This is a genomic window from Microbulbifer mixtoriginis (SeqCode) (assembly GCF_052466695.1).
In genome coordinates, this window is sequence record NZ_CP174285.1 from 2,589,139 (window position 1) to 2,615,307 (window position 26,169).

At 50.2% G+C, this 26,169-nt stretch carries 22 protein-coding genes; 17 read left to right on the top strand and 5 right to left on the bottom strand.

The features are described from left to right. The first annotated feature begins 174 nt into the window (after window positions 1-174). From ACJJI0_RS11415 to ACJJI0_RS11445, 7 genes are all read left to right on the top strand, one after another. Entirely contained in the window at window positions 175-1,638 is a 1,464-nt protein-coding gene (locus ACJJI0_RS11415) for a NarK family nitrate/nitrite MFS transporter (RefSeq protein WP_444882657.1), read from the top strand. Continuing rightward, entirely contained in the window at window positions 1,628-3,406 is a 1,779-nt protein-coding gene (locus tag ACJJI0_RS11420) for a bifunctional protein-serine/threonine kinase/phosphatase (RefSeq protein ID WP_444882658.1), read from the top strand. The genes ACJJI0_RS11415 and ACJJI0_RS11420 overlap by 11 nt, the downstream gene beginning before the upstream one ends. 331 nt (window positions 3,407-3,737) lie before the next feature. Next, window positions 3,738-6,275, top strand: a complete 2,538-nt coding sequence (gene nirB / locus ACJJI0_RS11425; RefSeq protein WP_444882659.1) for a nitrite reductase large subunit NirB — start codon at window positions 3,738-3,740, stop codon at window positions 6,273-6,275. 78 nt (window positions 6,276-6,353) lie between these two features. Beyond that, window positions 6,354-6,782 carry a nitrite reductase small subunit NirD gene (nirD, locus tag ACJJI0_RS11430; protein WP_444882660.1) on the top strand — a complete coding sequence of 143 codons (429 nt, stop codon included), beginning with the start codon at window positions 6,354-6,356 and terminating at the stop codon, window positions 6,780-6,782. 12 nt (window positions 6,783-6,794) lie between these two features. Then, window positions 6,795-9,557 carry a nitrate reductase gene (locus ACJJI0_RS11435; RefSeq protein ID WP_444882661.1) on the top strand — a complete coding sequence of 921 codons (2,763 nt, stop codon included), beginning with the start codon at window positions 6,795-6,797 and terminating at the stop codon, window positions 9,555-9,557. A 275-nt stretch (window positions 9,558-9,832) separates the two neighbouring features. Then, window positions 9,833-10,246, top strand: coding sequence for a VOC family protein (locus ACJJI0_RS11440; protein ID WP_444882662.1), 414 nt, complete (start codon window positions 9,833-9,835; stop codon window positions 10,244-10,246). Between the two features lie 34 nt (window positions 10,247-10,280). After that, window positions 10,281-11,006 carry a dienelactone hydrolase family protein gene (locus tag ACJJI0_RS11445; RefSeq protein WP_444882663.1) on the top strand — a complete coding sequence of 242 codons (726 nt, stop codon included), beginning with the start codon at window positions 10,281-10,283 and terminating at the stop codon, window positions 11,004-11,006. A gap of 52 nt (window positions 11,007-11,058) precedes the next feature. Here ACJJI0_RS11445 and soxR read toward each other — a convergent pair whose 3' ends face one another. Further along, window positions 11,059-11,547, bottom strand: a complete 489-nt coding sequence (gene soxR / locus ACJJI0_RS11450) for a redox-sensitive transcriptional activator SoxR (RefSeq protein WP_444882664.1) — start codon at window positions 11,545-11,547, stop codon at window positions 11,059-11,061. A gap of 86 nt (window positions 11,548-11,633) precedes the next feature. Between soxR and ACJJI0_RS11455 the strand changes: the two genes are divergently transcribed. The 5 genes from ACJJI0_RS11455 to ACJJI0_RS11475 all read left to right on the top strand — a co-directional run bounded on the left by ACJJI0_RS11455 (window position 11,634) and on the right by ACJJI0_RS11475 (window position 15,268). Further along, entirely contained in the window at window positions 11,634-11,813 is a 180-nt protein-coding gene (locus tag ACJJI0_RS11455; RefSeq protein WP_444882665.1) for a hypothetical protein, read from the top strand. Then, a complete protein-coding gene (locus tag ACJJI0_RS11460) occupies window positions 11,810-13,039 on the top strand; it encodes an MFS transporter (protein WP_444882666.1) in 1,230 nt (409 codons plus the stop codon). Before ACJJI0_RS11455 ends, ACJJI0_RS11460 begins: the two co-directional genes overlap by 4 nt. A gap of 62 nt (window positions 13,040-13,101) precedes the next feature. Then, window positions 13,102-14,064, top strand: coding sequence for an ABC transporter ATP-binding protein (locus tag ACJJI0_RS11465; protein WP_444882667.1), 963 nt, complete (start codon window positions 13,102-13,104; stop codon window positions 14,062-14,064). Then, entirely contained in the window at window positions 14,064-14,825 is a 762-nt protein-coding gene (locus ACJJI0_RS11470; protein ID WP_252083213.1) for an ABC transporter permease, read from the top strand. The genes ACJJI0_RS11465 and ACJJI0_RS11470 overlap by 1 nt, the downstream gene beginning before the upstream one ends. 17 nt (window positions 14,826-14,842) lie before the next feature. Continuing rightward, on the top strand, window positions 14,843-15,268 hold the full coding sequence (locus ACJJI0_RS11475; RefSeq protein WP_444882668.1) for a GFA family protein: 426 nt from the start codon (window positions 14,843-14,845) through the stop codon (window positions 15,266-15,268). Between the two features lie 14 nt (window positions 15,269-15,282). On the opposite strand, the gene ACJJI0_RS11480 is transcribed toward ACJJI0_RS11475, so the two are convergent. Further along, entirely contained in the window at window positions 15,283-15,915 is a 633-nt protein-coding gene (locus ACJJI0_RS11480) for a TetR/AcrR family transcriptional regulator (RefSeq protein WP_252083215.1), read from the bottom strand. A 134-nt stretch (window positions 15,916-16,049) separates the two neighbouring features. Here ACJJI0_RS11480 and ACJJI0_RS11485 point away from each other — a divergent pair, with 134 nt between their 5' ends. Beyond that, window positions 16,050-17,168, top strand: a complete 1,119-nt coding sequence (locus ACJJI0_RS11485; RefSeq protein ID WP_444882669.1) for an efflux RND transporter periplasmic adaptor subunit — start codon at window positions 16,050-16,052, stop codon at window positions 17,166-17,168. 111 nt (window positions 17,169-17,279) lie between these two features. Next, entirely contained in the window at window positions 17,280-20,390 is a 3,111-nt protein-coding gene (locus tag ACJJI0_RS11490) for an efflux RND transporter permease subunit (RefSeq protein ID WP_444882670.1), read from the top strand. 105 nt (window positions 20,391-20,495) lie between these two features. On the opposite strand, the gene ACJJI0_RS11495 is transcribed toward ACJJI0_RS11490, so the two are convergent. From ACJJI0_RS11495 to ACJJI0_RS11505, 3 genes are all read right to left on the bottom strand, one after another. Then, window positions 20,496-21,407 (bottom strand): MBL fold metallo-hydrolase, encoded by a 912-nt coding sequence (locus ACJJI0_RS11495; RefSeq protein WP_444882671.1) that lies wholly within the window; start codon window positions 21,405-21,407, stop codon window positions 20,496-20,498. Window positions 21,408-21,457: 50 nt separating this feature from the next. Next, window positions 21,458-22,261 (bottom strand): glycerophosphodiester phosphodiesterase family protein, encoded by an 804-nt coding sequence (locus tag ACJJI0_RS11500; protein ID WP_444882672.1) that lies wholly within the window; start codon window positions 22,259-22,261, stop codon window positions 21,458-21,460. Between the two features lie 184 nt (window positions 22,262-22,445). Next, a complete protein-coding gene (locus ACJJI0_RS11505; protein WP_444882673.1) occupies window positions 22,446-23,927 on the bottom strand; it encodes a hypothetical protein in 1,482 nt (493 codons plus the stop codon). Window positions 23,928-24,729: 802 nt separating this feature from the next. Here ACJJI0_RS11505 and ACJJI0_RS11510 point away from each other — a divergent pair. From ACJJI0_RS11510 to ACJJI0_RS11520, 3 genes are read left to right on the top strand one after another with little or no spacing between them, the layout of a single operon-like run. Then, window positions 24,730-25,323: a helix-turn-helix transcriptional regulator gene (locus tag ACJJI0_RS11510; RefSeq protein ID WP_444882674.1), complete on the top strand. Its 594-nt coding sequence runs from the start codon at window positions 24,730-24,732 to the stop codon at window positions 25,321-25,323. Beyond that, on the top strand, window positions 25,320-25,748 hold the full coding sequence (locus ACJJI0_RS11515) for a CsgE family curli-type amyloid fiber assembly protein (RefSeq protein WP_444882675.1): 429 nt from the start codon (window positions 25,320-25,322) through the stop codon (window positions 25,746-25,748). Before ACJJI0_RS11510 ends, ACJJI0_RS11515 begins: the two co-directional genes overlap by 4 nt. Continuing rightward, a complete protein-coding gene (locus ACJJI0_RS11520) occupies window positions 25,748-26,167 on the top strand; it encodes a curli assembly protein CsgF (protein ID WP_444882676.1) in 420 nt (139 codons plus the stop codon). The genes ACJJI0_RS11515 and ACJJI0_RS11520 overlap by 1 nt, the downstream gene beginning before the upstream one ends. Window positions 26,168-26,169 lie beyond the last annotated feature (2 nt).

Here is a 26,169-nt window from a genome sequence, read left to right on the forward strand (position 1 = left end):
ATTAATTGAATGAGAATATATCGATGGTGCAATGGCTTGCCGCTAGGCGCATTCGCACAGTCAATCGCTCTTTCAACAAAAATATCGGGCAATGGAGTCCATTGACTGCGACCAAAGGGGCGCGGTGGTGGGCTTTTTTTATGCCTGTGAAGTATGCAAATAAAGGAAATGCGCATGTCTAGTGAATCCCTCAATCTTTTTTCATTTCGAGGAAGGATAAAGATTCTTCACCTAACCTGGGTGGCCTTCTTCATTACATTTTTTGCCTGGTTTAACCATGCCCCATTATTGATGGCAATATCGAAAAGCCTGTCATTGACTCCTGATCAGGTAAAAACGCTACTGATCTTAAATGTAGCCCTAACCATTCCAGCACGAGTAGTAATCGGGATGCTCACCGATAAATATGGCCCCAGGCTTACCTACTCCCTGTTGCTTGCTATCGGCAGTGTACCCTGCTTTATTTTTGCCTTAGCGGATAACTTTATGCAGGCGGCAATAGGTCGCTTTCTGCTCGGTTTTATTGGCGCTGGTTTTGTCGTTGGTATCCGCATGGTTTCCGAGTGGTTCCCCGCCCGTCAACTGGGCACTGCTGAGGGAATTTACGGTGGTTGGGGTAATTTCGGCTCTGCCGCTGCCGCTATGAGTCTACCGACCATCGCACTGTTTTTTGGTGGCGACAATGGCTGGCGCTATGCGATTGGACTCACCGGAGTTATTGCACTGGTATATAGTGTGATTTACTACTTCTCAGTTACCGATACCCCCAAGGGGTCCACTTATTTCAAACCCAAAAAAATTGGGGCTATGGAGGTCACCAGTTCAGGAGATTTTGTACTGTTACTGATTATGAAGGTACCAATGTATGCCGCCCTGGCGCTGTTGACTTGGAAACTTTCAAGCGGTGTGAGTTTGATTTCCAGTCTCGCTGCCACCTTGATTTATTGTGGACTCGGCTTGCTTTACCTGCTGGATGCACGCAAGACATATAGTATCAACCGGGAGGTTTTCACTAATCCACCAGCTCCCGTACATCGTTACAAGTTTAAGCAGGTAGCCGTGCTCAATCTTCTCTACTTTGCTACATTTGGTTCAGAACTCGCAGTAGTATCCATGTTGCCACTGTTTTTCTCTGAGACTTTTACCCTAGACCCTGTAAAAGCGGGCTTACTTGCCTCAGCTTATGCCTTCATGAACTTGATGTCTCGTCCAGCAGGCGGCTTAATCAGTGATCGCTGGGGACGCAAACCCACCTTGCTGATACTAACTGCAGGCCTGGCACTGGGTTACTTCACCATGAGCCTGATTGATGCCGAATGGCCACTCTACTTGGCGGTAGCCGCTGCCATGGCCTGCTCTTTCTTTGTGCAAGCCGGTGAAGGGGCTGTATTTGCTGTAGTCCCTCTAATCAAGCGCCGTCTTACCGGGCAGATCGCAGGTATGACTGGGGCCTACGGCAATGTCGGAGCAGTTTTTTATCTCACCGTGTTAAGCCTGGTTTCCTACCAAACATTTTTTATGGTTATCGGCATCACCGCACTTCTTGGCTTTACAGCACTGTTATTATTGGAGGAACCCGAGGGTCAAATGGCTGAGGTACACCCAGATGGCAGCGTGTCGATGATCGATGTCGCCTGATAAAGAACAGCACACAAAAACTCCGGTAGGGATACAAAACGCCCATGGAGCTTCTAAAAATTTGCAGAGTAAAGAGTTGCATGCTCTGCAAATTTTCAGTGCTACCTGTTCCGGTCATCGCCAACACAATGATGATGCTTGTGCCGTACGGCTACCCGAGAGGCTAGAGTTAAAGCGCTATGGCGCACTCGCCGCAGTAGCGGATGGCGTCGCCAGCGCCGAGGCCGGCGGCGAAGCTGCTCGTGCAGCCATCAACGGTTTTTTCTCAGACTATTACAGCACCCCGGAAACCTGGTCTACTCGCCATGCTGTTGCACGAGTACTCCACTCCCTCAACAGCTGGCTATACCGACAAAGTGGAGGCAGTGTGGAAATCCATCGGGGTTGGCTGACCACTTTCTCAGCCCTGATTTTTAAAGGTGCCAGCGCCCACTTGGTGCATATCGGCGATACACGTATCTACCGCCTGCGCGCTGGCAAGCTTGAGTGCCTCACGCGTGATCACAGCCACCAGCTGTCTCCTGGGCGCACTTTTCTCAGTAGGGCACTGGGGATGGATGTCCATATTGAAGTGGACTACCGCTGTGAAGCACTGCAAACCGGTGATATTTATTTACTGAGTAGCGATGGCATTCACGATTTTTTGCCAGAGACTTCTATCCAGAAAAGACTTTCTGAGTTTGACAAAACTACACCACAACAACTCATTGATGCGGCCCTAAAATCAGGCTCCAAAGATAACCTGAGTGCAGTCGTCGCCAAGGTTAATAATCTGGACTTTCCTCAATGCGACGAATTGGCAATGCACAGCCGAACGCTTCCCTTCGCTCCCGATCTGAGCCCGGGACAAAAGCTCGATGGCTTTCTTATTTTGCAAGAGCTATATGCCAGTAAACGTAGCCACCTATACCTGGCCCAAGATCATATGACCGGAGAGCTTCGCGCGTTGAAAACGCCATCGGTAAATTACTGTGATGATCCAAACTATATCGAGCGTTTTATCGCCGAAGAATGGACCGGCAGGCGAATAAATCATCCAGGGGTTATCAAGCTATACGCCCCAAGAACCGAACGCGCTTGCCTGTATCATGTTCTCGAATATATTGAGGGGCAGACGTTGCGACAGTGGATGCAACTTAACCCTCAGCCAGAAGTATCCCAGGTAAGGGAATTACTTTCTCAGCTGGTAAGTGCCCTGCGCAGCCTGCAGCGATTAGAGATTGTGCACGGCGATCTGAAGCCGGAGAATATTATGATCCGCAACAATGGTCGCCTAGTGATCATTGACCTCGGAGGGGTCGATGGGCCAGGCCTTAGAGAGCAATTACATTTCACAGAAATTGATACTCCAGGCAGTAAGAATTATGCGGCTCCTGAATTCTTTTATGGCGATAGCGCCAGCCATCGTTCGGATATTTTTTCTCTCGGAGTAATTGCCTATGAATTACTCACAGGAAAATATCCCTACTCTGAGCGCCTCGGCAATCTGCACTATCACCTCAAAAGTTATCAACAGTTGCGTTATACAAATGCATATGTGCACCGCAAGAATATCCCCAACTGGATAGATAGTGCCTTGCAAAAAGCCTGTGCTCCCAATCCTAAACATAGATACGATAGCCTATCCGAATTTATCCAGGACCTGCAGCATCCCAATCCAACCTTCAAACCTGCCCAGAGCCATCCTCTACTGGAAAAAAATCCAATTTTATTCTGGCAGCTCATAGCGCTGATCCTACTACTTTCCCACCTTCTGTATGTTTTCTAAAGCCCCTCTTGGTTAATCCCTCATTTGTCTCTCAGTAACTTAAGATGACATTTCCCGCTTAATAATCCACAAAATTTAACTAAGCACCAATTCAGAGCAGAAAAAAGGTTTTCTGCACCAACATATCGCAAAAATTGTGGACAATAGGAGCGGATAGGCGCCATCCCTGGGATAAATACTGGCATGAAGATTGAATGTATTTAATGACCAACAAAATTATCCCCCAATTCGAGGCAACGGCGCCTGTACTCTTCGGCAGAAGAGGAGGCGCCCTTGTCATATCATCCGCCCCTCCTGCCAAGAGAATCGCTTCTAGATGGCAGGAATATCAATGACGGAAAAGACAAAAAAGCAAAAGCTGGTTGTGATTGGTAACGGCATGGTCGGGCACCACTTTCTTGAGCAGCTGGCAGAAAAAAATGAAAGCATCGGTTTTACCGTCACAGTCTTTTGTGCGGAAAACAGACCTGCTTATGATCGAGTACATCTATCCGAATACTTCGCTGGGTGCAGTGCGGAAGATTTGGCTATGGGTCATATTGAGCAATATCGACAATGGGGTTTTGAGCTAGAGCTCAACAATCCGATAGCTTCCATTGATCGCGAAAAGCAAACTGTTACCACCCAGACTGGAAGCTTACATAGATATGATCAATTGGTCCTCGCTACTGGCTCCTATCCTTTTGTGCCCCCCATCCCAGGGCATCAACACGAGCGTTGCTTTGTCTACCGCACCATCGAAGATTTGAATGCGATTCGCGCAGCTGCGTCTAACGCGCAAAGTGGCGTCGTTGTCGGTGGTGGCCTGCTCGGTTTGGAAGCGGCAAACGCCTTGAAAACCCTGGGGCTTGACGCCCATGTGGTGGAATTTGCTCCAGGACTGATGTCCACTCAGCTTGATGAGGGCGGCTCCAATTTACTGCGAAAAAAAATCGAGGCCCTTGGCGTTACTGTACATACCAGCCGAGCTACCGAACTTATTACAGAGGCTGACGGCCGCTTGCGTATGCAATTTAAAGGGGGGGATGAACTGATTACCGATATGATCGTGTTCTCTGCAGGAATTCGACCTCAAGATGAGCTGGCAAAATCCTCAGGGCTGCAAGTCGGTGAGCGAGGAGGTATTGTCATCGACAACCGCTGTCGTACATCAGACCCCAACATTTTTGCCATCGGTGAGTGCGCTCTCTATGAGGGGCAAATTTTTGGCCTGGTGGCTCCAGGCTACAGTATGGCTCGCACCACCGTCGCACAGCTCACCGGTATGGAGACGTTTTTTAATGGTGCCGATATGAGCACTAAATTAAAACTTCTCGGTGTGCAGGTTGGCTCTATTGGCGATGCTCACGGCCGCAGCGAAGGCGCTGCAGCAATTACTTTTGTCGATGAACAGAGCGGCGTGTACAAGCGTATGATAACCGATGCTACAGGCCAGAAACTGCTCGGCGCTGTACTGGTTGGTGATACTGGGGATTACGATACTCTTCTGCAATATCATCTCAATGATATCGACCTGCCAGAGCACCCGGAACAACTGATTCTTCCCTCAACTGACGGAGCGGAATCACTCCTTGGTGCTTCCGCTCTCCCCACTAATGCTACCGTGTGCTCCTGTTATAACGTGAGTAAAGGGCAAATTCTGGATGTTGTACATGGCGGCTGTCATACCTTGGCTGAAGTGAAGGATGCCACTAAGGCCTCCACGGGTTGTGGTGGTTGTGCCGCATTGCTGAAGGATATCGTCGATAGTGAATTAGCCGCTCTAGGAATGGAGGTCAACAATCATCTCTGTACACACTTCCCCTATAGTCGCCAAGAGTTGTTCCACATTATTCAGGTGGAGGAAATTAAAACCTTCGATGATCTCCTTCAAAAGCATGGTAGCGGCAAGGGCTGCGAAGTATGTAAACCCACCGCCGCCTCTATTTTCGCCTCCCTATGGAATGAACATATCCTGGAGCAAGCCCACGTTGGCCTGCAGGATACCAATGATACGTTTATGGCGAATATGCAGAAAAATGGTAGCTACTCTGTAGTACCGCGTATTCCCGGTGGAGAAATCACCCCAGAAAAACTCATCGTGATTGGCGATGTTGCCAAACGCTATAACCTCTACACCAAAATTACCGGTGGCCAGCGTATCGATTTGTTTGGCGCACGCCTAGAACAACTGCCGGAAATTTGGCGGGAACTCATTGATGCGGGATTTGAAACCGGCCATGCCTATGGCAAATCTCTGCGCACGGTAAAGTCCTGTGTAGGTAGTACTTGGTGCCGCTTTGGTGTGCAGGACAGTGTTTCCATGGCCCTGCGTGTAGAAAACCGTTACAAGGGGCTTCGCTCCCCACACAAAATAAAGATGGCTGTATCGGGCTGTACACGCGAGTGCGCCGAAGCGCAGAGCAAGGATGTAGGAGTTATCGCCACAGAAAAAGGCTGGAACTTATTTGTTGCCGGCAATGGCGGCATGCGCCCGCGCCACGCCGATCTATTCGCTACCGACCTGGATGATGAAACCCTGATTCGCTATATCGATCGTTTCCTGATGTTCTATGTGCGTACTGCCGATAAATTGCAGCGCACCTCGGTATGGCTGGAAAGCCTTGATGGCGGACTCGACTATCTACGTGAAGTCATTATCGATGACAAATTGGGAATCTGTACCGAGCTGGAAATCCAGATGGAACGCGTTGTCGATAGTTATCAGTGTGAATGGAAGTCCGCAATCAACGATCCGGAAAAACTTAAACGATTTCGTCAGTTTGTTAACAGCAATGAGAGTGATGACAATATTATTTTCGTCAAAGAACGCGGCCAGCCCCGTCCCGCAACTATTGAAGAAATAATAGAAACTGCTGAATCTGCATAGAGACAATCCTATACATTTAATTTATGAAAATTTAATTTCAATTGCTGATTTTTCTCTTAATCCCGCAAGGAAATTGTTATGCACCAAGCCAGCGCCAGACAAAGCTCACATACATCCAATGCCATAACCCACCCCCATTGGCTGCCGATCTGCCAAAGATCAGATTTAGTCAGCAACTCCGGGGTGTGTGCCCTTTGGGGCGATACCTCCTCAGAAAAAACGAACTATCTAGCAAAACCTGAGAGGAAAGGTATCGCCCTATTTTTTTTACCGGGGCAAGAGCGACAACTTTACGCCGTTGACAACTGGGACCCGATCGCACAAGCTGGCATAATTTCACGGGGAATAATCGCAGAACTGGATGGTGAATTAACTATTGCCTCACCACTTTATAAACATCACTTTCGGCTTGAAGATGGCGTTTGTATGGAGGACGGTAATATCCAGCTTGCCACTTACCCTTTAGCATTTAATGGAAATACCGTTTATATCGGTTGTGATAAATAAGCAAGAATAATAATGGCAGTAAAGGAATACCTAAGCACCCAGCGTTCCTGCACTACCTGCCCCTATTGTGGGGTGGGCTGTGGAGTAACTATTAACAAGGAAAAGCGGCAAAGTACTTCTGTAATTTCCGTCACAGGTGATAAACAACACCCCTCTAATTTTGGCCGTTTGTGTGTTAAGGGCTCAGCTCTTGGGGAGACACTCGGTGAGCATGGGAGACTCTTACGCCCACATTTGCATGGCGAAGCCTGTGACTGGGATACCGCTATGTCTTATGTGGCCAATGAATTCGCCCGCAATATTCACGAGCACGGCCCGAATTCAGTAGCTTTTTACCTTTCTGGGCAACTCCTTACTGAAGACTATTATGTTGCTAATAAATTAATGAAGGGGTTTATTGGCAGCGCCAATATTGATACCAATTCACGCCTTTGCATGTCCTCAGCCGTAGCAGGATACAAACGCGCCCTGGGTGCAGATGCCGTGCCCTGTTGTTATGAGGATCTGGAAGAGGCAGACCTTATTGTTTTAATAGGCTCTAACGCCGCTTGGACCCACCCGATACTGTTCCAGCGTATGCAGGCAGGCAAGGCCAAAATAGTAGTCGTTGATCCGCGGGCTAGCGCTACCAGCGAGATGGCCGATCTGCACTTGGCGATAAATCCCGGCAGCGACGCAGCACTGTTTAATGGTCTGCTTAATTTCCTCGCCCAGCACAACCGCCTCAATCACCACTATATTCAGCATCATACCCAAGGCTTTGAGCTGGCTCTGGAAGCGGCCCAGCATTGGTCCCTACAACAAACTGCACTGAGTTGTGGTGTACCTGCAGAAAAGTTATTAGCTTTCTTCCGTTTGTTTGCCGAAACGGAAAAAACACTTAGTTTTTACTCCCAAGGGGTTAATCAATCCAGTAGCGGCACAGACAAAAACAACACAATCATTAACTGCCACCTGGCAACAGGTCGCATTGGCCAGATTGGAGCTGGCCCTTTCTCTATTACCGGCCAGCCCAACGCGATGGGGGGGCGAGAAGTAGGCGGCCTGGCCAATATGCTCGCCGCCCATATGGAGTTTAAAGAGAGTGATATTGATCGGGTGCGACGCTTCTGGGATGCTCCCAATATGGCACTGGCCCCCGGTCTAAAGGCGGTGGATATGTTCCATGCAGTGGAGACCGGCCAGATCAAAGCAATCTGGATTATGGCCACTAATCCCGCGGTGAGTATGCCTGAAGCAGAGAGGGTGACTGAGGCACTACGTAAATGTCCGCTGGTGATTGTTTCCGATTGCATCGCCGATACCGATACCGCCCGCTGCGCCGATGTACTACTGCCGGCCACCGGCTGGGGAGAGAAAAATGGCACAGTTACCAATGCAGAGCGGCGTATTTCCCGGCAGCGCACTTTTATCGACCCCACTGGAGAGGCGCGTCACGACTGGCAGGCTATCTGTGATTTGGCCAACCGCCTAGGGTTCCGCGAGCAGTTTAACTTTGCCCATCCCGCAGATATCTTTCGAGAACATGCACAATTGTCAGGTTTCGAAAATAACGGCAGTCGCGCCTTTGATATCTCACTCTTTAGTAATATCGATCAAAATGAATACGATGCGCTTGAACCAGTACAGTGGCCGGTAAATCGGGAAAATCCCCAGGGTAGTGCACGATTATTTGGCAACGGAAAATTTTTCACTGAAACTGGTCGAGCCAATTTTATTGCTGTCAAGCCGCGTACACCCCAGCAACAAATAAGCCCTAGTTATCCCCTATGGCTAAACAGCGGCCGCATACGTGACCAATGGCACACCATGACCCGTACCGGCCGCGCGCGGAAATTGCTGGATCACAGTGAGATTGCCGAAATTCAGATAAACCCCAGAGACGCGCGTAAATACGGTATAGACGAGGGCGTGTTGGTAGAGTTACACAGTGCCCAGGGTAGAATGTGCGGACGTGCGGTATTAAACAGTGGCCAAAAACCCGGTGAGCTATTCGCTCCTATTCACTGGAGTCAGACCTTGGCCCAAGAGTCTAAGGTCAGCGCCCTTGCCGGGGCAGAGGTAGACCCAATTTCCGGTCAGCCCGAATTCAAACAGGTACCGGTTCAGCTGAAAGCCCTCGCCTGTAAGAGCTTTATCACCCTTATTTGCCCGGAACCACTGGCACAAAACCTTTGGCGCTGGCTACAGACCCATATGGAAGAAAATCTACTGCACTGGTATCGAGTGCCCTGTCAAAATGGATATCGCTTTGAGTTGGCGCTCAGCGCCCCTTTGGATGGTCGCCAACTGGGTGCCCAATTACTACAAAAAAATCCAGATATACGCTGGCAGCAAATAGAGACCTTAAATAGCCAGCGTTGGCTCGCTTATAGCGAACAAATAGAGCTGCTTATTTTTTCCAGTAATGATTGGCAGACACTTCCTGATCGACGCAGCCTGGAACGCTACCTACAACTGGAATTACCTGAAAATCCTGCCCTGTTTCTCCAGGCAATTCCACCAGGTGAGCGCATAGTATGCACCTGTATGCAGGTTTCACGTCCACAGATTGAAAAAGCAATCAACCAGGGGGTCAATTCCATTGATGCGCTGGGTGACGCCCTGGGTTGCGGGACCCGCTGTGGTTCCTGCAAGCCAGAGATTTCCCAGCTGTTGCGCACGAGACTGCAGCATAATGCACAGAACCACGCAGTTGCGGCGGTGCTGGAAACAGAGATTGTCAGATCGGCAAAAAGTCTGCGTGAGAAATTTGATAAGGTTTATAGCGCTTAAGACCAATATTGTTCGATAAATTCATATCCAAATGCGCGGATTGCGGTTTTCTCAACCAGCACTCCACGCAAAGGCATAGCACTAGTCGCAATACACGCCCCACCTGGCCCATAAAGCCTCACACCCCCTACACTTAGAGCCGTTAATACACTGGCGCAGATATTTGGATCAAAGGTTTCAACCACAGCCATTATTGGCTTTTAGCTGCGGTGGCGGTTATTTGTATTATTTTTTATTCGCCAGATTAGCGCCCGCCACAATTATAAGGAATTCCAGTGTTCAAAATTCAACATATTGACCATGTAGTGCTGAGGGTTAAATCCCTGGCTGCAATGCGCGATTTTTATGAAGGAGTCCTCGGCTGCACCATGGAGCGAGAGAATAAGGAGTTGGGTCTCTATCAGTTGCGCGCAGGGCACTCATTAATCGATCTGGTTCCAGTTGATCAAGGCATCGGTCGCGAGGGTGGTGCAGCCCCAGGCAAAGAGGGGCGTAATTTACATCATTTCTGTTTGCGTATAGACCCTTTCGAAGCCGATAAAATCATTGCTTATTTGAAGGGGAAGAATATTGAACCCTCCGCGCCACAACAGCGCTACGGTGCCGAAGGCATGGGCCCATCAATTTATATTTATGATCCCGAGCAAAATTTAGTGGAACTCAAAGGCCCCCCCAAATTATTGAAATAACAGTATCCATCATTCGCCAGAGAGACATGCAACGATGAAAACCGAAGTGATCGAATATGCGGTAGATGGCAAGTCCTATAGCGGCTATCTCGCCTGGGACGACACAACTCAAAAAAAACGTCCTGGCGTTATGCTGGTTCACGAATGGTGGGGTCACAATGCCTTTGTACGCGAGCAGGCGGAAAGGCTCGCCGGACAGGGTTACTGTGCATTTGCGGTGGATATGTTTGGTAGTGGCAAGCAAACCGATGATCCCGCTGAAGCCCAGCAGTATCGCGATGAGGCACTTGAGAATCCTGTTTCCCTCGAGGCATGTTTCCGCACCGCCCTCACCCTGCTTCAACAGCATAAAGTTGTCGAGGAAACTCAAGTCGCTGCTCAGGGCTATTGCTTTGGTGGTGGCGTAGCCTTGACCATGGCACGCCTCGGTGTGGAACTTCATGGCGTGGTCAGCTACCACGGAGCCCTGGCCAGCGAGGTTCGTACCAAAAAAGGGGGAGTCCAAGCGGAATTATTGGTTTACACCGGTGGTGCCGATAGCATGATCCCACCGCAACAGGTTGGCGCTTTTGTGGCGGAGATGCAGGAGGCCGAGGCCAAATTTACCCTGGTGAGCTACCCCGGCGTATTGCACGGCTTCACCAATCCTGCTGCAACTGAGCGCGGGCAGAAATTTGGCCTGCCGCTGGCCTATAATCAGGAAGCCGCGCAGGACGCATGGCTGGGCACTCTGGATTTTTATCAGAAAATTTTCCAGTAGTTTCAATCAAATATCTCAGGGGCCGAATAGTTCACCCCGCAAAAATACCCCGCTACTTGCCAATATCCAGATAGCGCGCCCCAGCCCCCTGCTCTGCAGCTTGGTCCCCTGGATTGCGGAGCGGGCAGCTCTCCATGGAAAGACAGCCGCAGCCGATACAGCCTTCCAAACGGTCGCGCAGCTGGGTCAGCTGGCGAATGCGTTGGTCCAGTTCCTCACGCCAGCCGGCGGAAAGCTTGGCCCAATCCTTCGCGGTGGGTGTACGCCCATCAGGCAGATTAGACAGGGCCTCGCGAATTTCGGCGAGGGGAATACCAGTGCTCTGTGCCACCTTGATAATGGCCACACGTCGCAATACGTCCCGCGAGTAACGCCGCTGATTGCCGCTGGTGCGCCAGCTGCTGATCAGCCCTTTACTTTCATAAAAATGCAGCGCACTCACCGCCACATCACTACGCTCTGCAACCTCACCTACGGTCATCTCACGACGGCATTTCTTGTTTCCACAAACCGACACTTTCTTTTCATTTGTATCAGACATCAGATGTCTCCGACAACTATTGACCTCAATATTACTTGAGGTTTTACACTGCGCAGCATTCCATTGCAAGCCCAGGGAGAATCATGATGAACCGTAACAGCAAACAAACCTACCCAGTCACAGAAATACCGGCTACAACTGCCACTTCCCTTTTAGTGGCAGCACAAAGTCAAAGTATCAGCCTGTCGGTGCAAGAGGGGCTATGCCAACCAATCACTTCCATGAGCGTAGAGAATAGAGAAACCGATAGCGGAGGGCGCCGGTGATACTTAACAGCGCAGCACCAACCCGCGAAATGGCGGAATCAGCTATACCGGTGCCGATGCGATTCACATTGCTGTGTCTGGCGGCGCTCACAATTATGTCTGGTGCCACCATAGCGCCATCCTTACCGGCACTGGAGGCACATTTTGCCCAGCACGAAGATATTGCCCTTCTCAGTCGCCTGATTTTGAGCCTACCGGCATTAATGATCGCTCTATTTGCACCTATCGCCGGGTTTATATCCGACCGTTATGGTCGCAGGAAATTGCTGTTACTGGCGGTAACTGTTTACGCCCTGGCCGGCATCTCTGCACTGTTACAGGAAAGCTTGGCGGGACTTTTGGCCAGTCGCATCCTTCTGGGAGTTGCAGTGGCAGGCACAATGACTTCAGTCACCACCCTGGTAGGTGACTATTTCAGCCCCATTCAAAGGCAAACCTATATGAGTCAGCAGGGCGCCTTTATCAGCCTCGGCGGAGTTGTCTTCCTTTTGGCCGGTGGACTCTTGGCAGATTTACATTGGCGCGCGCCCTTTGCCATTTACGCAGTGGCACTACTACTAATCCCTGCCGTGTTGCGTTTTCTGCCAGAACCTACACGCAATCGCATTGAACCACTCCCCAACAATATCACGAATGGAAATCCCGATTGGCCAGCATTCGCCTTGTTGCTGGGTGCAGCCTTACTAAACAGTCTTATCTTTTTCCTGATTCCCACACAGCTCCCATTCCTGCTAAAAGAGATTGGAGCAGACACCCCCAGCCTCGCGGGCATTGCCATTGCTGCCAGCAATTTAATGGGGGCCCTGGCTTCACTGGTTTTCTACCCTCTGGCACGTAACTACTTGGGAAAAAGTGGCGTTTTTGTGTTAGGTTTTACTGTTATGGCCTGTGGTATGGGGCTGATCGCCGAGGCAGATTCATTTAATGCAATAATAATGGCCACCGCGATTTACGGCTGCGGTATGGGGACATTGATCCCCCATATCTTCGCCACCGGGCTGGAATCTGCCACTCCCAACATTCGTGGGCGAATATCTGGAGCTCTCGCCGCCAGTGTTTTTATCGGACAATTTATCTCACCATTTATCAGCCAGCCCTGGATAGAACGTTTTGGCCTCGCCAGTGGCTTTTCTGCAGCCAGCACTACGCTGCTATTTTTAGCCTCCCTGGCACTGCTCCTGCATTGGTTAAAACCGAAGCCCTCCGCAAAAATGTTTTTGCAGTAGGATCTATACACACTAAAAATATTTTGGCCGAGCCGCCTGTAAGGCCACGCTTAGGAGAGAAAGTGAAACCGATAATTTCTGTTAGAGGTCTCGACAAGACATATAGTGGTGGGTTTAACGCCCTAAAAAGTATTGACTTGGATATTCAACGGGGTGAGATCTTCGCACTGCTCGGCCCCAATGGTGCCGGCAAAACGACTCTGATCAGTATAATCTGTGGCATCGTCAATCCTGGTCAGGGCAACGTTACAGTCAATGGCTACGATATCCAGCGTGATTACCGCCACGCACGGCGCGAAATTGGCTTGGTCCCCCAGGAAATTGCCACAGATTCCTTTGAGAGCGTGCTTGGCGCAATTCAATTTAGCCGCGGCTTGTTTGGCAAGCCGCCCAACCCCGCTTACCTGGAGAAAATCCTTCGACAGCTTTCCCTATGGGAAAAAAGAGACAACAAAATTGTCACCTTGTCCGGCGGTATGAAACGACGCCTGATGATCGCAAAGGCCTTATCTCATGAGCCCAGCGTACTCTTCCTGGACGAACCCACCGCCGGGGTCGATGTGGAACTGCGCCAGGATATGTGGGGGATGGTGCGCGACCTGCGCGACTCCGGCGTAACCGTTATTCTCACCACGCACTATATTGAAGAGGCGGAGGAGATGGCCGACCGGGTCGGTGTTATTAATCGCGGTGAATTAGTACTGGTTGAAGATAAAAAAACTTTGATGCAAAAAATGGGGGAAAAAGAGCTCAGCCTACAATTACCCACGCCTCTGGAAACTATTCCTGACAGCCTCTCCGACCTGCCACTGCGCCTCAATGGAGATGGTAGTGAACTCATCTATCGCTTCGATATCAAGAGTGAAAATACCGGTATTACTGAATTCCTTCGCCGCCTCACCTCTGCAAATATTGAATTTCGCGATTTATATACCAGGGAGAGTTCTCTCGAAGAAATATTTGTCAATCTGGTGCACTCTGCACAGCACCAAGGCGAGGAGCAACTCAGTGGGGAGGCACAATAATGAACTGGTATGGTATTGCGGCAATTTACAAATTTGAAATGTCACGGACTTGGCGCACATTGATACAAAGTGTCGCTTCTCCTGTACTCTCCACATCCCTGTACTTTATTGTTTTTGGTGCCGCTATCGGCTCGCGTATGGGAGACATCGAAGGTGTGAGCTACGGGGCCTTTATTATCCCAGGCTTGTTGATGTTGGCGCTTTTGGGAGAAAGTATTGCCAACGCCGCCTTCGGCATCTTTTTCCCGAAATTTTCAGGCACTATTTATGAAGTGCTATCGGCACCGGTATCCCCCTTTGAAATTGTCGCCGGCTATGTCGGCGCTGCGGCCAGCAAGTCAATTCTTCTCGGGCTACTAATCCTTCTCACCGCGCGATTTTTTGTGGACTATGAAATCCTTCATCCATTCTGGATGGTCACATTTCTGGTGCTAACCGCCGTTAGTTTTAGCTTATTCGGCTTTATTATCGGCATCTGGGCCGATGACTTCCAAAAACTGCAAATTATTCCGCTAATGATTATTACCCCCTTAACCTTTCTCGGTGGGGCTTTTTATTCCATCAGTATGCTGCCGGAGTTCTGGCAAAAAGTGACTTTGTTTAATCCGGTGGTTTATCTGATCAGTGGTTTCCGCTGGGCATTCTACGGTGTGGCCGATGTAAACCTGGGCCTCAGCGTGGGAATGACATTACTCTTCCTTTTCCTATGCCTGGTAACAGTCTGGTGGATTTTCCGCACCGGTTACCGCATTAAAACCTGATCGGTGAGAGTTTAGGGATGGAGGAATTTCACGAAGGTGGCTGTGCCTGTGGCCTCGTACGATTTCGCGCCACTGGCCAGCCGCGCCGAGTGAGCCTCTGTTCCTGTAGCTGGTGTCGGAAACGCACCGGTAGCTTAATAGGCGTATCAGTGTATTTCGAAAAAAACAATGTAGAGTTCATTCGAGGCAGGCTGAAAAGTCACCGGTTAATGTCCGATGCAGGCCGTTGGATAGAGTGCCAATTTTGTGGGCAATGCGGCAGCGCCCTCAGCTGGACACTGGAATTTCTCCCAGAGCTTCGCGGCCTAGCTGGGGGCGCCTTCGACGACCCGGTATTTATCCGACCAGAGCGTTACGTCTACTACCAAAACAAGCCGGGCTGGCTGGAAATAAGCGGCGATATCAACCGTTGCCCAGCGATGCCGGAAAACCCCAACCAGTAGCCTGCAGTAGCCTGTCAGCGGTAACCCCGCATAAAAAGCGCTACTGCCTTGCGCACCCGCTCGCGCCGCTCATCCTCGGCCTGTACCTCACAACAACCGATCAATACCCGCATGTGCCGGCAACCCAGCAGTATGCCCATAAAGTCCTCGGCGGCCTCGGCCGGATCTGCCACCTGCAGCTTGCCCATCTCGGTAGCGCGACGCAGCAATTGCTCAATATCTCGGAGGATGCGCTGGGGGCCCGCATCAAAAAACAACTGAGCAAGTTTTGATTCCTGCGCCGCCAGAGCACATAAAAGCCGTAACAGGCGGATACTATCCTCGCTATCCACCATGCTTAGAAAAGCCTGACCAATGCGCTCCAGTACTTCTGCCACCGAATCCCCCTCTTTCAGATCGAAAATGGGCAGGGGCATCATCATCTCGCAGCGGGAGGTAATCGCAGCACTGAACAGCGTCTCTTTATCGGAGAAATGGCTGTACACCGTCAGTTTCGATACGCCCGCAGCAGAGGCCACCGCATCCACACTGGTAGCGGCAAAGCCTTTGGTCAGAAACAGCTCTTTGGCTGCATCGAGAATGGCCTGGCGTTTGGCCAGATCCTTGGGACGCCCGCGCTGGGCGGCCGTCTGAGTCTGTTCAGACATAGCACTCCATATACTGGACTCGCCAGTTTAATAAATTTACTATACTCGCTAGTATAACATTACCGGCCGCCCGGCCATGACTCGTCCACTTCCGGACTTACCTTGTCGCCTCGCCGCCGAGGAAGGGAGCCCCTATGTACCGATCGCTACTCTTCGCTGCCCTGTCGTTCAGCCTGCTGTTGTCCGCCTGCGCGCCATCAGAGTCTACCGAACAATTAGAAAAACCCCGCCCAGCGGTGATGGTCCAGCCACAAGTGGCCAGTGCCCAACAGGATTTTTATCCCGGCGAGGTGCGAGCCCGCTTCGAACCCGCTTTGGCCTTTCGCATCAGTGGCAAATTACAGCGGCGCCTGGTTAATGTAGGCGACCGTGTTGAGCAGGGCCAACCGCTGGCCGAACTGGATACCGAAGACCTGCTCCTGCAACTGGATTCCGCACGCGCACGCCTCACCTCCGCCGTGGCAGACCAGCGCCTGGCCAGCAGCGAGCTGGGGCGCCACCGCAAACTATTGGAGCGCCAGCTGGTCAGCCAGTCACAGTTCGATGCGGTTGAGACCCGTTTCGAAGCCAGCGATGCGCGCCTGCAACAAGCCAAGGCGCAATTAGACGTAGCCCGTAATCAGGCCGCCTATGCGGAACTGAAAGCCCCAGAGAGCGGCGTTATTGCCCGCCGCATGGCCGAGGCTGGCCAGGTTGTCGCCGCTGGTCAGGGGATTTTCGAACTTGCCGCCGACGGCGAACGCGAAGTGCGCATCGATTTACCGGAGCAGGCAATTAGCCATTTCCGTGTCGGCCAACCTTTGACCGTAGAACTCTGGTCGCAGCCCGGTAAATCCTTCCCCGCCCAGGTGAGGGAACTCTCCCCCGCCGCAGATCCGGTATCCCGCACCTTTGAAGCACGCGTGGCTTTTACCAATAAGACCACCGGCATTGAAATAGGTCAGAGCGCCCGAGTATTCGTCCCCAAAGCAGTGGCCACCGATGTTTTACAAGTACCCATGTCGGCAGTGAGCGCCGATGACGGCAAAGCCTTTGTCTGGGTACTGAACCGCGAACAGCAAACCCTGCATAAAACCGAAGTCACCGTAGGTGCCTTCGGCCAGGAATTTGTACCTATTTTCTCCGGCCTGAGCGCCGATGATTGGATCGTTGCCGCTGGTACGCACCTGTTATTGGAGGGACAACAGATTCGTCCCGTGGACCGTATGAATCGCCCGATCGATCCGGACCGCGCGCTTGCCCAGCAGGACTAACTAAGCACGACCCCAAAATAACAACTGGACTGAACGCTAAAACGCGCTCCGATGAAATTGCCGAAGCACTACTGGCTCGATCAATCCGTGCTTCCATACAGAGAAATAACCATGGGCTTTAACCTTTCCGAATGGGCGCTGAAAAACCGCCCGCTGGTACTCTACGCCATGATCGTGCTGGGGTTGCTGGGCGCTGCCTCCTACACTCAACTTGGGCAAAGCGAAGACCCTCCCTTCACTTTCAAGGTAATGGTGATCAATACCCTTTGGCCCGGCGCCAGTGCCGAGGAGGTATCCCGTCAAATTACCGAGCGGGTGGAGAAAAAGCTGCTGGAGACTGGTGACTACCAGCGTATCTCCTCTTTCTCCCGTCCCGGCCAATCCCAGGTGTTGTTCGTCGCCCGCGACGATATGCACTCGCGCTACATTCCCGATCTCTGGTATCAGGTACGCAAAAAGGTCAGGGATATCCGCCACACCCTACCACCGGATATCCAGGGCCCGTTTTTTAATGACGAATTCGGCACTACTTTCGGCAATATTTATGCGCTAACCGGCAGCGGTTTCGATTACGCCCTGATGAAAGACTATGCCGAGCGCCTGCAGTTGGCACTGCAGCGGGTCAAGAATGTGGGCAAGGTGGAATTACTGGGGCTGCAAGATGAAAAAATCTGGGTGGAAATTTCCAACACCAAGCTCGCCTCTCTGGGCATTCCCCTCAGTGCAGTGCAAAGCGCACTGCAGTCGCAAAATCAGGTCGCCGATGCGGGCTTTGTAGATACGGTGAGCGACCGCGTACGAATTCGCGTTAGCGGTCAATTTCACTCGGTCGATGAAATACGCCGCTTTCCCATCACTGCCGGCGGGCGTACCCAGAGGCTGGGTGATATTGCCGAAGTACACCGCGGTTTCAGCGATCCTGCACAACCTCGCATGCGCTTTATGGGCGAGGACGCCATCGGCCTGGCCGTTTCCATGAAAGAAGGCGGTGATATCCTCAAGCTGGGCAAACAGTTGGACGCCACCTTTGCCGAATTGCAGGAAGATCTGCCGATCGGCATGCAGTTACGCAAGGTGTCCGACCAACCTGCGGCGGTGAAACGCGGTGTGGGGGAATTCCTGCAAGTATTGGCGGAGGCACTGGGCATTGTCCTGCTGGTGAGTTTTTTCTCTCTCGGCAGCCGCCCCGGCTTAATCGTGGCGCTATCGATACCATTGGTGCTGGCCATGACTTTCGCACTGATGAATTACTTCAATATCGGCCTGCACAAGATTTCTCTGGGCGCCCTGGTACTCGCCCTTGGCCTGATGGTGGACGACGCCATTATCGCCGTGGAAATGATGGCCATTAAAATGGAGCAGGGGCTCAGTCGCCTGAAAGCCGCCGGCTTCGCCTGGACCAGTACTGCCTTCCCCATGCTCACCGGTACCTTAATCACCGCCGCCGGTTTCCTACCCATCGCCACGGCGGAATCCGGCACCGGGGAATACACCCGCTCAATCTTCCAGGTGGTCACACTTTCCCTGGTTGTCTCCTGGATTGCCGCAGTCATATTCGTGCCCTACCTGGGCCATTACCTTTTACCCAATCTGGCTCGCCACAATCACAGTGGCGAGGTTCAAGACCCCTACCAGAAGCCCTTTTACCAGCGCTTCCGCCGCCTGATTACCTGGTGCCTGCGCCACCGCAAAACTGTCATAGTGGCAACCCTGGCGATCTTTATTGGTTCCCTGGCACTTTTCCGCCTGGTGCCCCAGCAGTTCTTCCCTTCTTCCGGGCGCTTGGAACTGTTAGTCGATCTCAAGCTGGCCGAAGGCGCTTCGCTGAAGTCCACCGAGTACCAGGCCAAGCGACTGGAAACCCTGCTGGATAAAAACGACCTGGTGGAAAACTATGTGGTGTATGTGGGCACCGGTTCGCCGCGTTTCTATCTGCCATTGGACCAGCAGTTACCCGCAGCCAGCTTTGCCCAGTTTGTAGTGATGACACGTAACGTAGAGGAGCGCGAACAGGTACGCAGCTGGCTGATCGAAACCATGGAGGAGGAATTCCCCACTCTGCGCAGCCGGGTATCCCGCCTGGAAAATGGCCCACCGGTTGGCTATCCGGTGCAGTTCCGCGTCTCTGGTGAGCATATTGGTGAAGTGCGCAGCCTGGCCCGTCAGGTTGCCGAGCGCTTGCGGGAAAATGCCAAGGTCACCAACGTCCACCTGGATTGGGAGGAACCCAGTAAAACCGTCAACCTGAATATCGATCAGGACCGCGCCCGCGCTATGGGCGTGAACAGCGCCTCGCTCTCCCGCGCCCTGCAAAGCTCACTTACCGGTATTACCGTTAGCCAATACCGCGAAGACAATGAGCTGATTGACGTGCGTGTGCGCGGCGACGAGCAGGAACGCTACGCCCTCAGCCAACTGGGTAACCTGGCGGTGCAAACCGACAGCAGCCGCAGTGTCCCCCTGAACCAGATTGCCACCCTGGAGTACGGCTTCGAGGAAGGGATTATCTGGCACCGCGATCGCCTGCCCACCGTCACAGTACGTGCCGATATTTATGGTGAAGAACTGCCCGCAACCGTGGTGAATGAAGTCTGGCCGCGCCTGCAGAACATTCGAGAGCAGCTGCCACCGGGCTACCTGCTGGAAGTTGGTGGCAGTGTGGAGGAATCCGAGCGTGGACAAAAATCAGTGAATGCCGGTATGCCGCTATTTGTCTTGGTGGTATTCACCCTATTGATGCTGCAGCTGCGCAGCATGTCCCTGTCCACCATGGTCTTCCTCACCGCGCCTTTGGGACTGATCGGGGTTACCTTGTTCCTGCTGCTGTTCGGCAAACCCTTCGGTTTTGTCGCCATGCTCGGCACCATTGCCCTGGCCGGTATGATTATGCGCAACTCCGTCATTCTGGTGGATCAAATACAGCAGGATATCAGCCAGGGCTTGAGTACCTGGGAGGCAATTATTGAGTCCACTGTGCGGCGTTTCCGCCCGATCGTTTTAACCGCTCTGACTGCGGTATTGGCGATGATTCCACTGTCGCGCAGTGACTTCTTCGGCCCCATGGCTGTCGCCATTATGGGGGGACTGATCGTTGCTACTGGCTTGACCCTGATCTTCCTGCCAGCCCTGTATGCAGCTTGGTTCCGAGTGCGAGAGGAGAAAACAGAGATAGCAGTAGAAACGCCAACGGAGTTAAATGGTGCTGAACCCCAAGCATCCTGATAACTACAGATGCTTTAATAGACTGGCTCAAGAAAGCCCCTGAACAAAAAGGCCCTGATAGCAGTATCCGGGCCTTTTTATTTCAGCAACTTTTATAATATAGGGTCAAGACTTCTTGGATTTTGCAGCCAGGGAGTCATACACAATACCAGTCCAAATATCTGGTGTCATAAAACCCTGTCCATACTGCTCGTCAAAATCTTTGGTGGGTTTGGCAGCAATCACTTGGTCACGGCTTTGGCCATTATCGACCAGCTTCTGGATACGATCCCTCAGGGTCTCCAACATATCCCGTTGCACTTTTAACTCCGCAGGACTACTCAGAGGGCCATGCCCTGGAATGATTTTGGTGTTTTCGCCAGAAAGCGCCAATGCGGTGTCCATCGCTTCAATCATGCCATCCACCGAACCACCAGATGAAAGATCAATAAATGGATAAGTGCCATTAAAATAGATGTCACCCATATGAATCACATCGGCTTTGGCGAAATGCACAATAGAGTCACCATCAGTATGGGCTGGACCGACATGCTGCACCTTCACCTCATCGCCATTCCAGTGAAAAGTAGTGGCATCGGTAAAGGTGATTACCGGCAGTGCTGCCGGCGGTGAGGGCTCAACCTTACGCTTAAAAGCCTCAATAAACTGTTCGGTACTCACACGTTTACGCACATTCTCATGGGCAACGATCAGGGCGCCGCTTTTACCCAGGTTTTCATTGCCGCCGGTATGATCGCCATGCCAATGGGTATTGATCACAAAGCGCAGCGGCTGATCTGCCAAACCCGCCACCGCTTTCTGTATTTTTGCAGTGAGTGGCGCATATTGGTCATCCACCATAAAGGTGCCGTCCTCTCCGACCAGTACTGCAATATTGCCGCCAGCCCCCTGGAGCATATAAACATTTCCTGCCACCGGCTCACTACTAATTTCTACTTTGGCAAAGCGGTCTTCCGCCAATACCGGGGTGCTGATTAGAGACGCTAACAGCACCCCAATACCTGCAATCTGCTTCATAAACATTTCTCTGTTGTTATTGTCATATTGTTTTTGCGATGTTGCTCAATTTAGGAAGCCCGTTCAAGTAGCTTTGGTTCTACCTTCGGCTCCCGACCGGGCAACATACTCATCAATATATCCGGGCGGTCGGTAACAATACCATTCACTCCCATATCGATATAGCGCTGTAGATCAGCCCGCCCATTTACGGTCCATACAGAGACGTGCAGGTTAAGCTTACGCGCCGCACGCATAGTGCCCCTGGAAACCACATTGAGCCCCCAAAATTGCATGGGCAATTGCATAGTTTGATAACGGGGTGCTAGCAGGCTTTCCGCACGCAGTAACTGAGCAAAAAATAAAAGGGTCGCCTCCCAGCTTGTAGAACCGGTCGCCGTCTCCGGGCTCAATCGTCGAAATTCCAGTAGAACCTTGTGATTAAATGAGGAGACGATAACCTGACAGTTCTTGCCGGTACGCTCGAGCAAAGCGCTCAACTGTCGTGCGGCCCGTAACTGTTTACTTTTTATATCCAATATTAGTGGCGTCTTACCCACTATCTGTAAAGTCTCTTCCAGGGTAATTATTTTCAAAGGTTTATGTCGATAGGGGTAGGATTCTTGATCACGACTCCAGTGGTAAGCTGCATTTAAGTTACGCAGTTGAGCCAGGGTAAAGTCCTCTATACAACCACTACCATTGGTTGAATCTTCCAGATCAGGATCATGGCGTAAAACCAAATGCCCGTCAGCACTAAGCCAAACATCTATTTCAATAGCATCCACCCCCTGCATCACCATATTTTGCAGAAATTCCTGAGTATTCCCCGGGAAAAGCCCATTGCCACAATCATTGCCATGTGCGATAACCATAGGCCCTTTGCATGAGGGTAGCTTTAATGCTGATTTTGGCGCAATACCCGAGCGGGCATATAAGAACAACACAAGCAAAAGAAAGAAAAAAATAAGTAACATTGACATCTATTTCAAAAACCTAAGATCAATAAAAAGACACTAAATTGATTTATCTGGGCAGCAATCATTACTTAAACAGCAGTCAGACACTAGTGGCTCCTCCTGTAGACACTTCTTTCTCAATATTTATTTCTGACTTGGATTGGCTTACTGGTGATTTCGACTTATCCGACGCAACACCTGATTCTGAAGCTTTACGAAACTGCCAATAAGTATGCTGCAACCAAAGAGGCAGAAATATTATTAGGTCATAGATACGATTAAGGAGTGTGCCACAATTTATTGCAATAACCGCCAGAAGACGCAAGCCCACTGATAACACATTCAGGAAAAATACTAAGACACTACCAAACACCGTGCGGGCAGAAGATAAAAATTGCTCCAAGGGTATTGCGATAAAGGCCAGGACCAAAGAGAGCGTAAAACCCAACATCATTTGTACGAGCCCGAGAATCCAGTAAGCATTTACCTCAGTAACAGCAGAACCGCTCGTTTCGGATAACCCCGTAAGAAACTGATCCTGTTGCAATAGTAACTCCCTTGAGAGTGATAGTCCCGCCTCAATAGAGGCCAAACACAAGAGTAGAAGCATCCCAAACCACAGCAAACGCTTCCGTACTGAATCAGTTAATGCGGAGATCGAGGGAAATAATCGCGTAATCCTCAAACACTCCATAACCACAATACCAGTGACAGTTTGTATGAAGATTAAAACCAAAGCAGCAATATCCGCTGTCCCATATCCCCCCAGAAAGCTGTTACTTCCAATGATTTCTGCCACTGGCCTGGCAATTAATTGGTGATTCAACCAAATCCCTGCCATTATCAAAAGCAATACCAGTGAAGAGATAAAAAAACGACTAAAAAACGAGGTGGATAGAAGGCGTAAACTACGATCACTCTCCTGTAATATCTCCTCGTAGCGTGACATATGCTCATCCAATACTTTGCTACGGTAAATTACAGATTCCACACTCTTGTTCATTCTTCCCAGAGTTTTCAATATGGAACGCCAACCAGGCATCATGCGCTTTAGTAGCTGATGACGCTCCCTTATAGACTCCCGATAAGACTCCAGAGCTTTATTTTCAGCCTTGCGCATAGAGTGATTAATAGTCTCCAACACATCTGCCACAACTGTATCGTCTGGAGTAGGAATTTCCGCCACAGAGCGGATTGCCCGGGCCCAGCTTGATGGCTCTGGAGGAACCTCTGCGCTACGCACATAATCATCATCTATGGTTGTCATCTGCTCACACAAATGACGATGCAACGTAGGATATTGTGCCATATCCCGCTTTAAACTACTTTCTATTCGCTCAAACTCCCTCTCAATTTGCCACTCTGTTACCTCACGACCTCTAGCCAGCAGTACCTCTCGATTGCGTTCACGGAGGCCCTGCCCGGCAAGCTCAACAGCGTTTGCAGAAAACAATAATGAGCGATGAAATAGCCTTGCCAAGGAATAAATACTTCTATGAATAGGCCCTCTAGCTAAGAAAAATGTAATGACCGCCAAACTCACCCATAGCCAGGATGGTAGTGTCTCAAATAGGTGACTCATGACGTTACTTTTCCCTGTGGAACCGAGCGATATCACATCCTAACAGCTGAAGCTTTGACAATCGCCTAAAATGTCACACTTTGTGTTGCTATATTGCGTCACTTGCTAGCAGGCATGATTCACTATCTATTTATTGCTTCCTAATGGTAAAAATTGGACCACAGTCATCCCAGCATTACTACTCACAATATTCACCCTGGGAATACCATAAACCAGGGCTCATACCACCACTTTACCGCCTGCCAAAAACCACCAATCTCATCTAAAGACTACATCAGTGACATATTCCACAAGTCACTTAAAAAACAATCACTAAGTAACTACCCTCATACGTATGTTTTAACTTCAGAGTTAAATTTTTCCATATATTCAAAAGCAAGCTTTAGAAAGAAAGAATCTTAGAAATCAACGCTCGCACCCAACCGACTATTCCTAACCAGCAACCCCAGCCAACTTTCCCATTCAAAATAGAGACAAACTCACAAACAAAAAGAAAAACTTAATCAATCACATAAAATTCAACCAATAAAATTTACTGACGACATCATTCACTGCTCCCTTACCGTGAAATAAAAACAGGCATCATATTTTCCAGAACACCTCACACCCACGACTACACTCCAAACTAAATTCTCACGAAATGAGTTATTTTCCCTAAACAAAGAGGTACTTAGCGTTAACAGAAATATTTTTTTGAGGTCTTCAAAGATCAACCAGGAAACTTAAACGACAGGAGTCGACAACGGATTCCGCTCTTCAAATTGAGAGGATTCCATTTGTTTCAAGGAGAGGTACGAGGTATATGCCGGTTCTTTTTTTTAGCAATTCCGGCCTTCAGGGCGATCTTTTATTTTCACTGTTTTCTCAGTCTATTCCCATGCCATGGGAGAAAGCCTGTATAGGAAAACAAAGGCACTGTCTACAACACTACGAGGCGATAATCATTGATTGCTGGCAGGTTGGCATCAACAGCTACTCTAAGGATTTTCTTTCTGATTTAAAAAAAATCAGACACCCAAAAGCAATTCTCATTAACTTTCCTGCCGACCTCCCAACCCACATCTCAGAAAAGCTGCGGCAAAGTGGCTTTTATTTGTTGTGTGACAATAACATCAGCCAGGAAAAGCTAATTCAAAGACTCAACACAGCTATTCACAGCTGTGAAAGCAGTCACGCTGATAGTTCGCAGTCCCCTCTTCCTCTCACACGAAGAGAGCAGGAAATCCTAGGGCAGCTAACAACGGGAGAACCCAATAGTGTCATCGCTACGAAGCTACACCTGAGCGAACACACCGTTAAAAATCACATGTATAACATTTTTCGGAAAATCGGCGTGAAGAATCGCTTACAAGCTAGCAACTGGGCAAAACTCAATCTCCAGGAAGAGAGAATATGAGATTAACCCCGCTGATTTTCATTCTCTTCACAACTGCAGGGTTTGCTCAAAATGACACCAGAGTTCCTCCTGCAGACACGGACTCAGGAAGGTTAGAGGATGAAATCAGCGGGTTTAATATCGACAGAACAATTACTCGAACAGGCCACGACTTTGCCAGATACCTTAGTGAATACAGAAATCTGAATTACCCAGATGCCACTTACAATTTAACAGTTTACGAACGCCCTTCAGCTCGCTGGGGAAACTTAATATGGGTTACCTACAACGACAAAATTGTATTTCGACGCTTTATCAGCCCAAGTACCAACAATATTCATCGCCTTGCAGACGAAGCAGCCCAATATATTCATCAAGCGGTCTTAAAGGATCGCGTGAGCAGTGCCCTAATAGATAATTTTGATTTGGGAAAGGACGAATTCTAATGAACAAAAATTACCTTATTTATCCAGCTAGCCTGGCAGCCACCCTATTCTCGTGTGGCTCTGTGATCGCGACCGAATTAATTTATGAGCCAGTGAACCCGAATTTTGGTGGTAATCCTCTAAATGGGACCTACCTGCTGCAAAACGCGCAATCTCAGGATAGCCATGAAGACCCCGACAAGCATAACAGTCTCTACGAACAACCAAGCGCTCTGGATCGCTTCACTGACTCACTGGAAACAAGACTTCTCAATCAACTACTAACAGATGTCGGCGACGGTAATAGTGGCGAATTGATCACCGACGATTTTATCGTACAGATCGTCGATAACGATGGAGTTCTTACCGTACTAATCACCGACAGAAGTACAGGAGATAAAAGTGAGATCGTTGTCAGTGGGCTCAACCCTACGAATTAGAT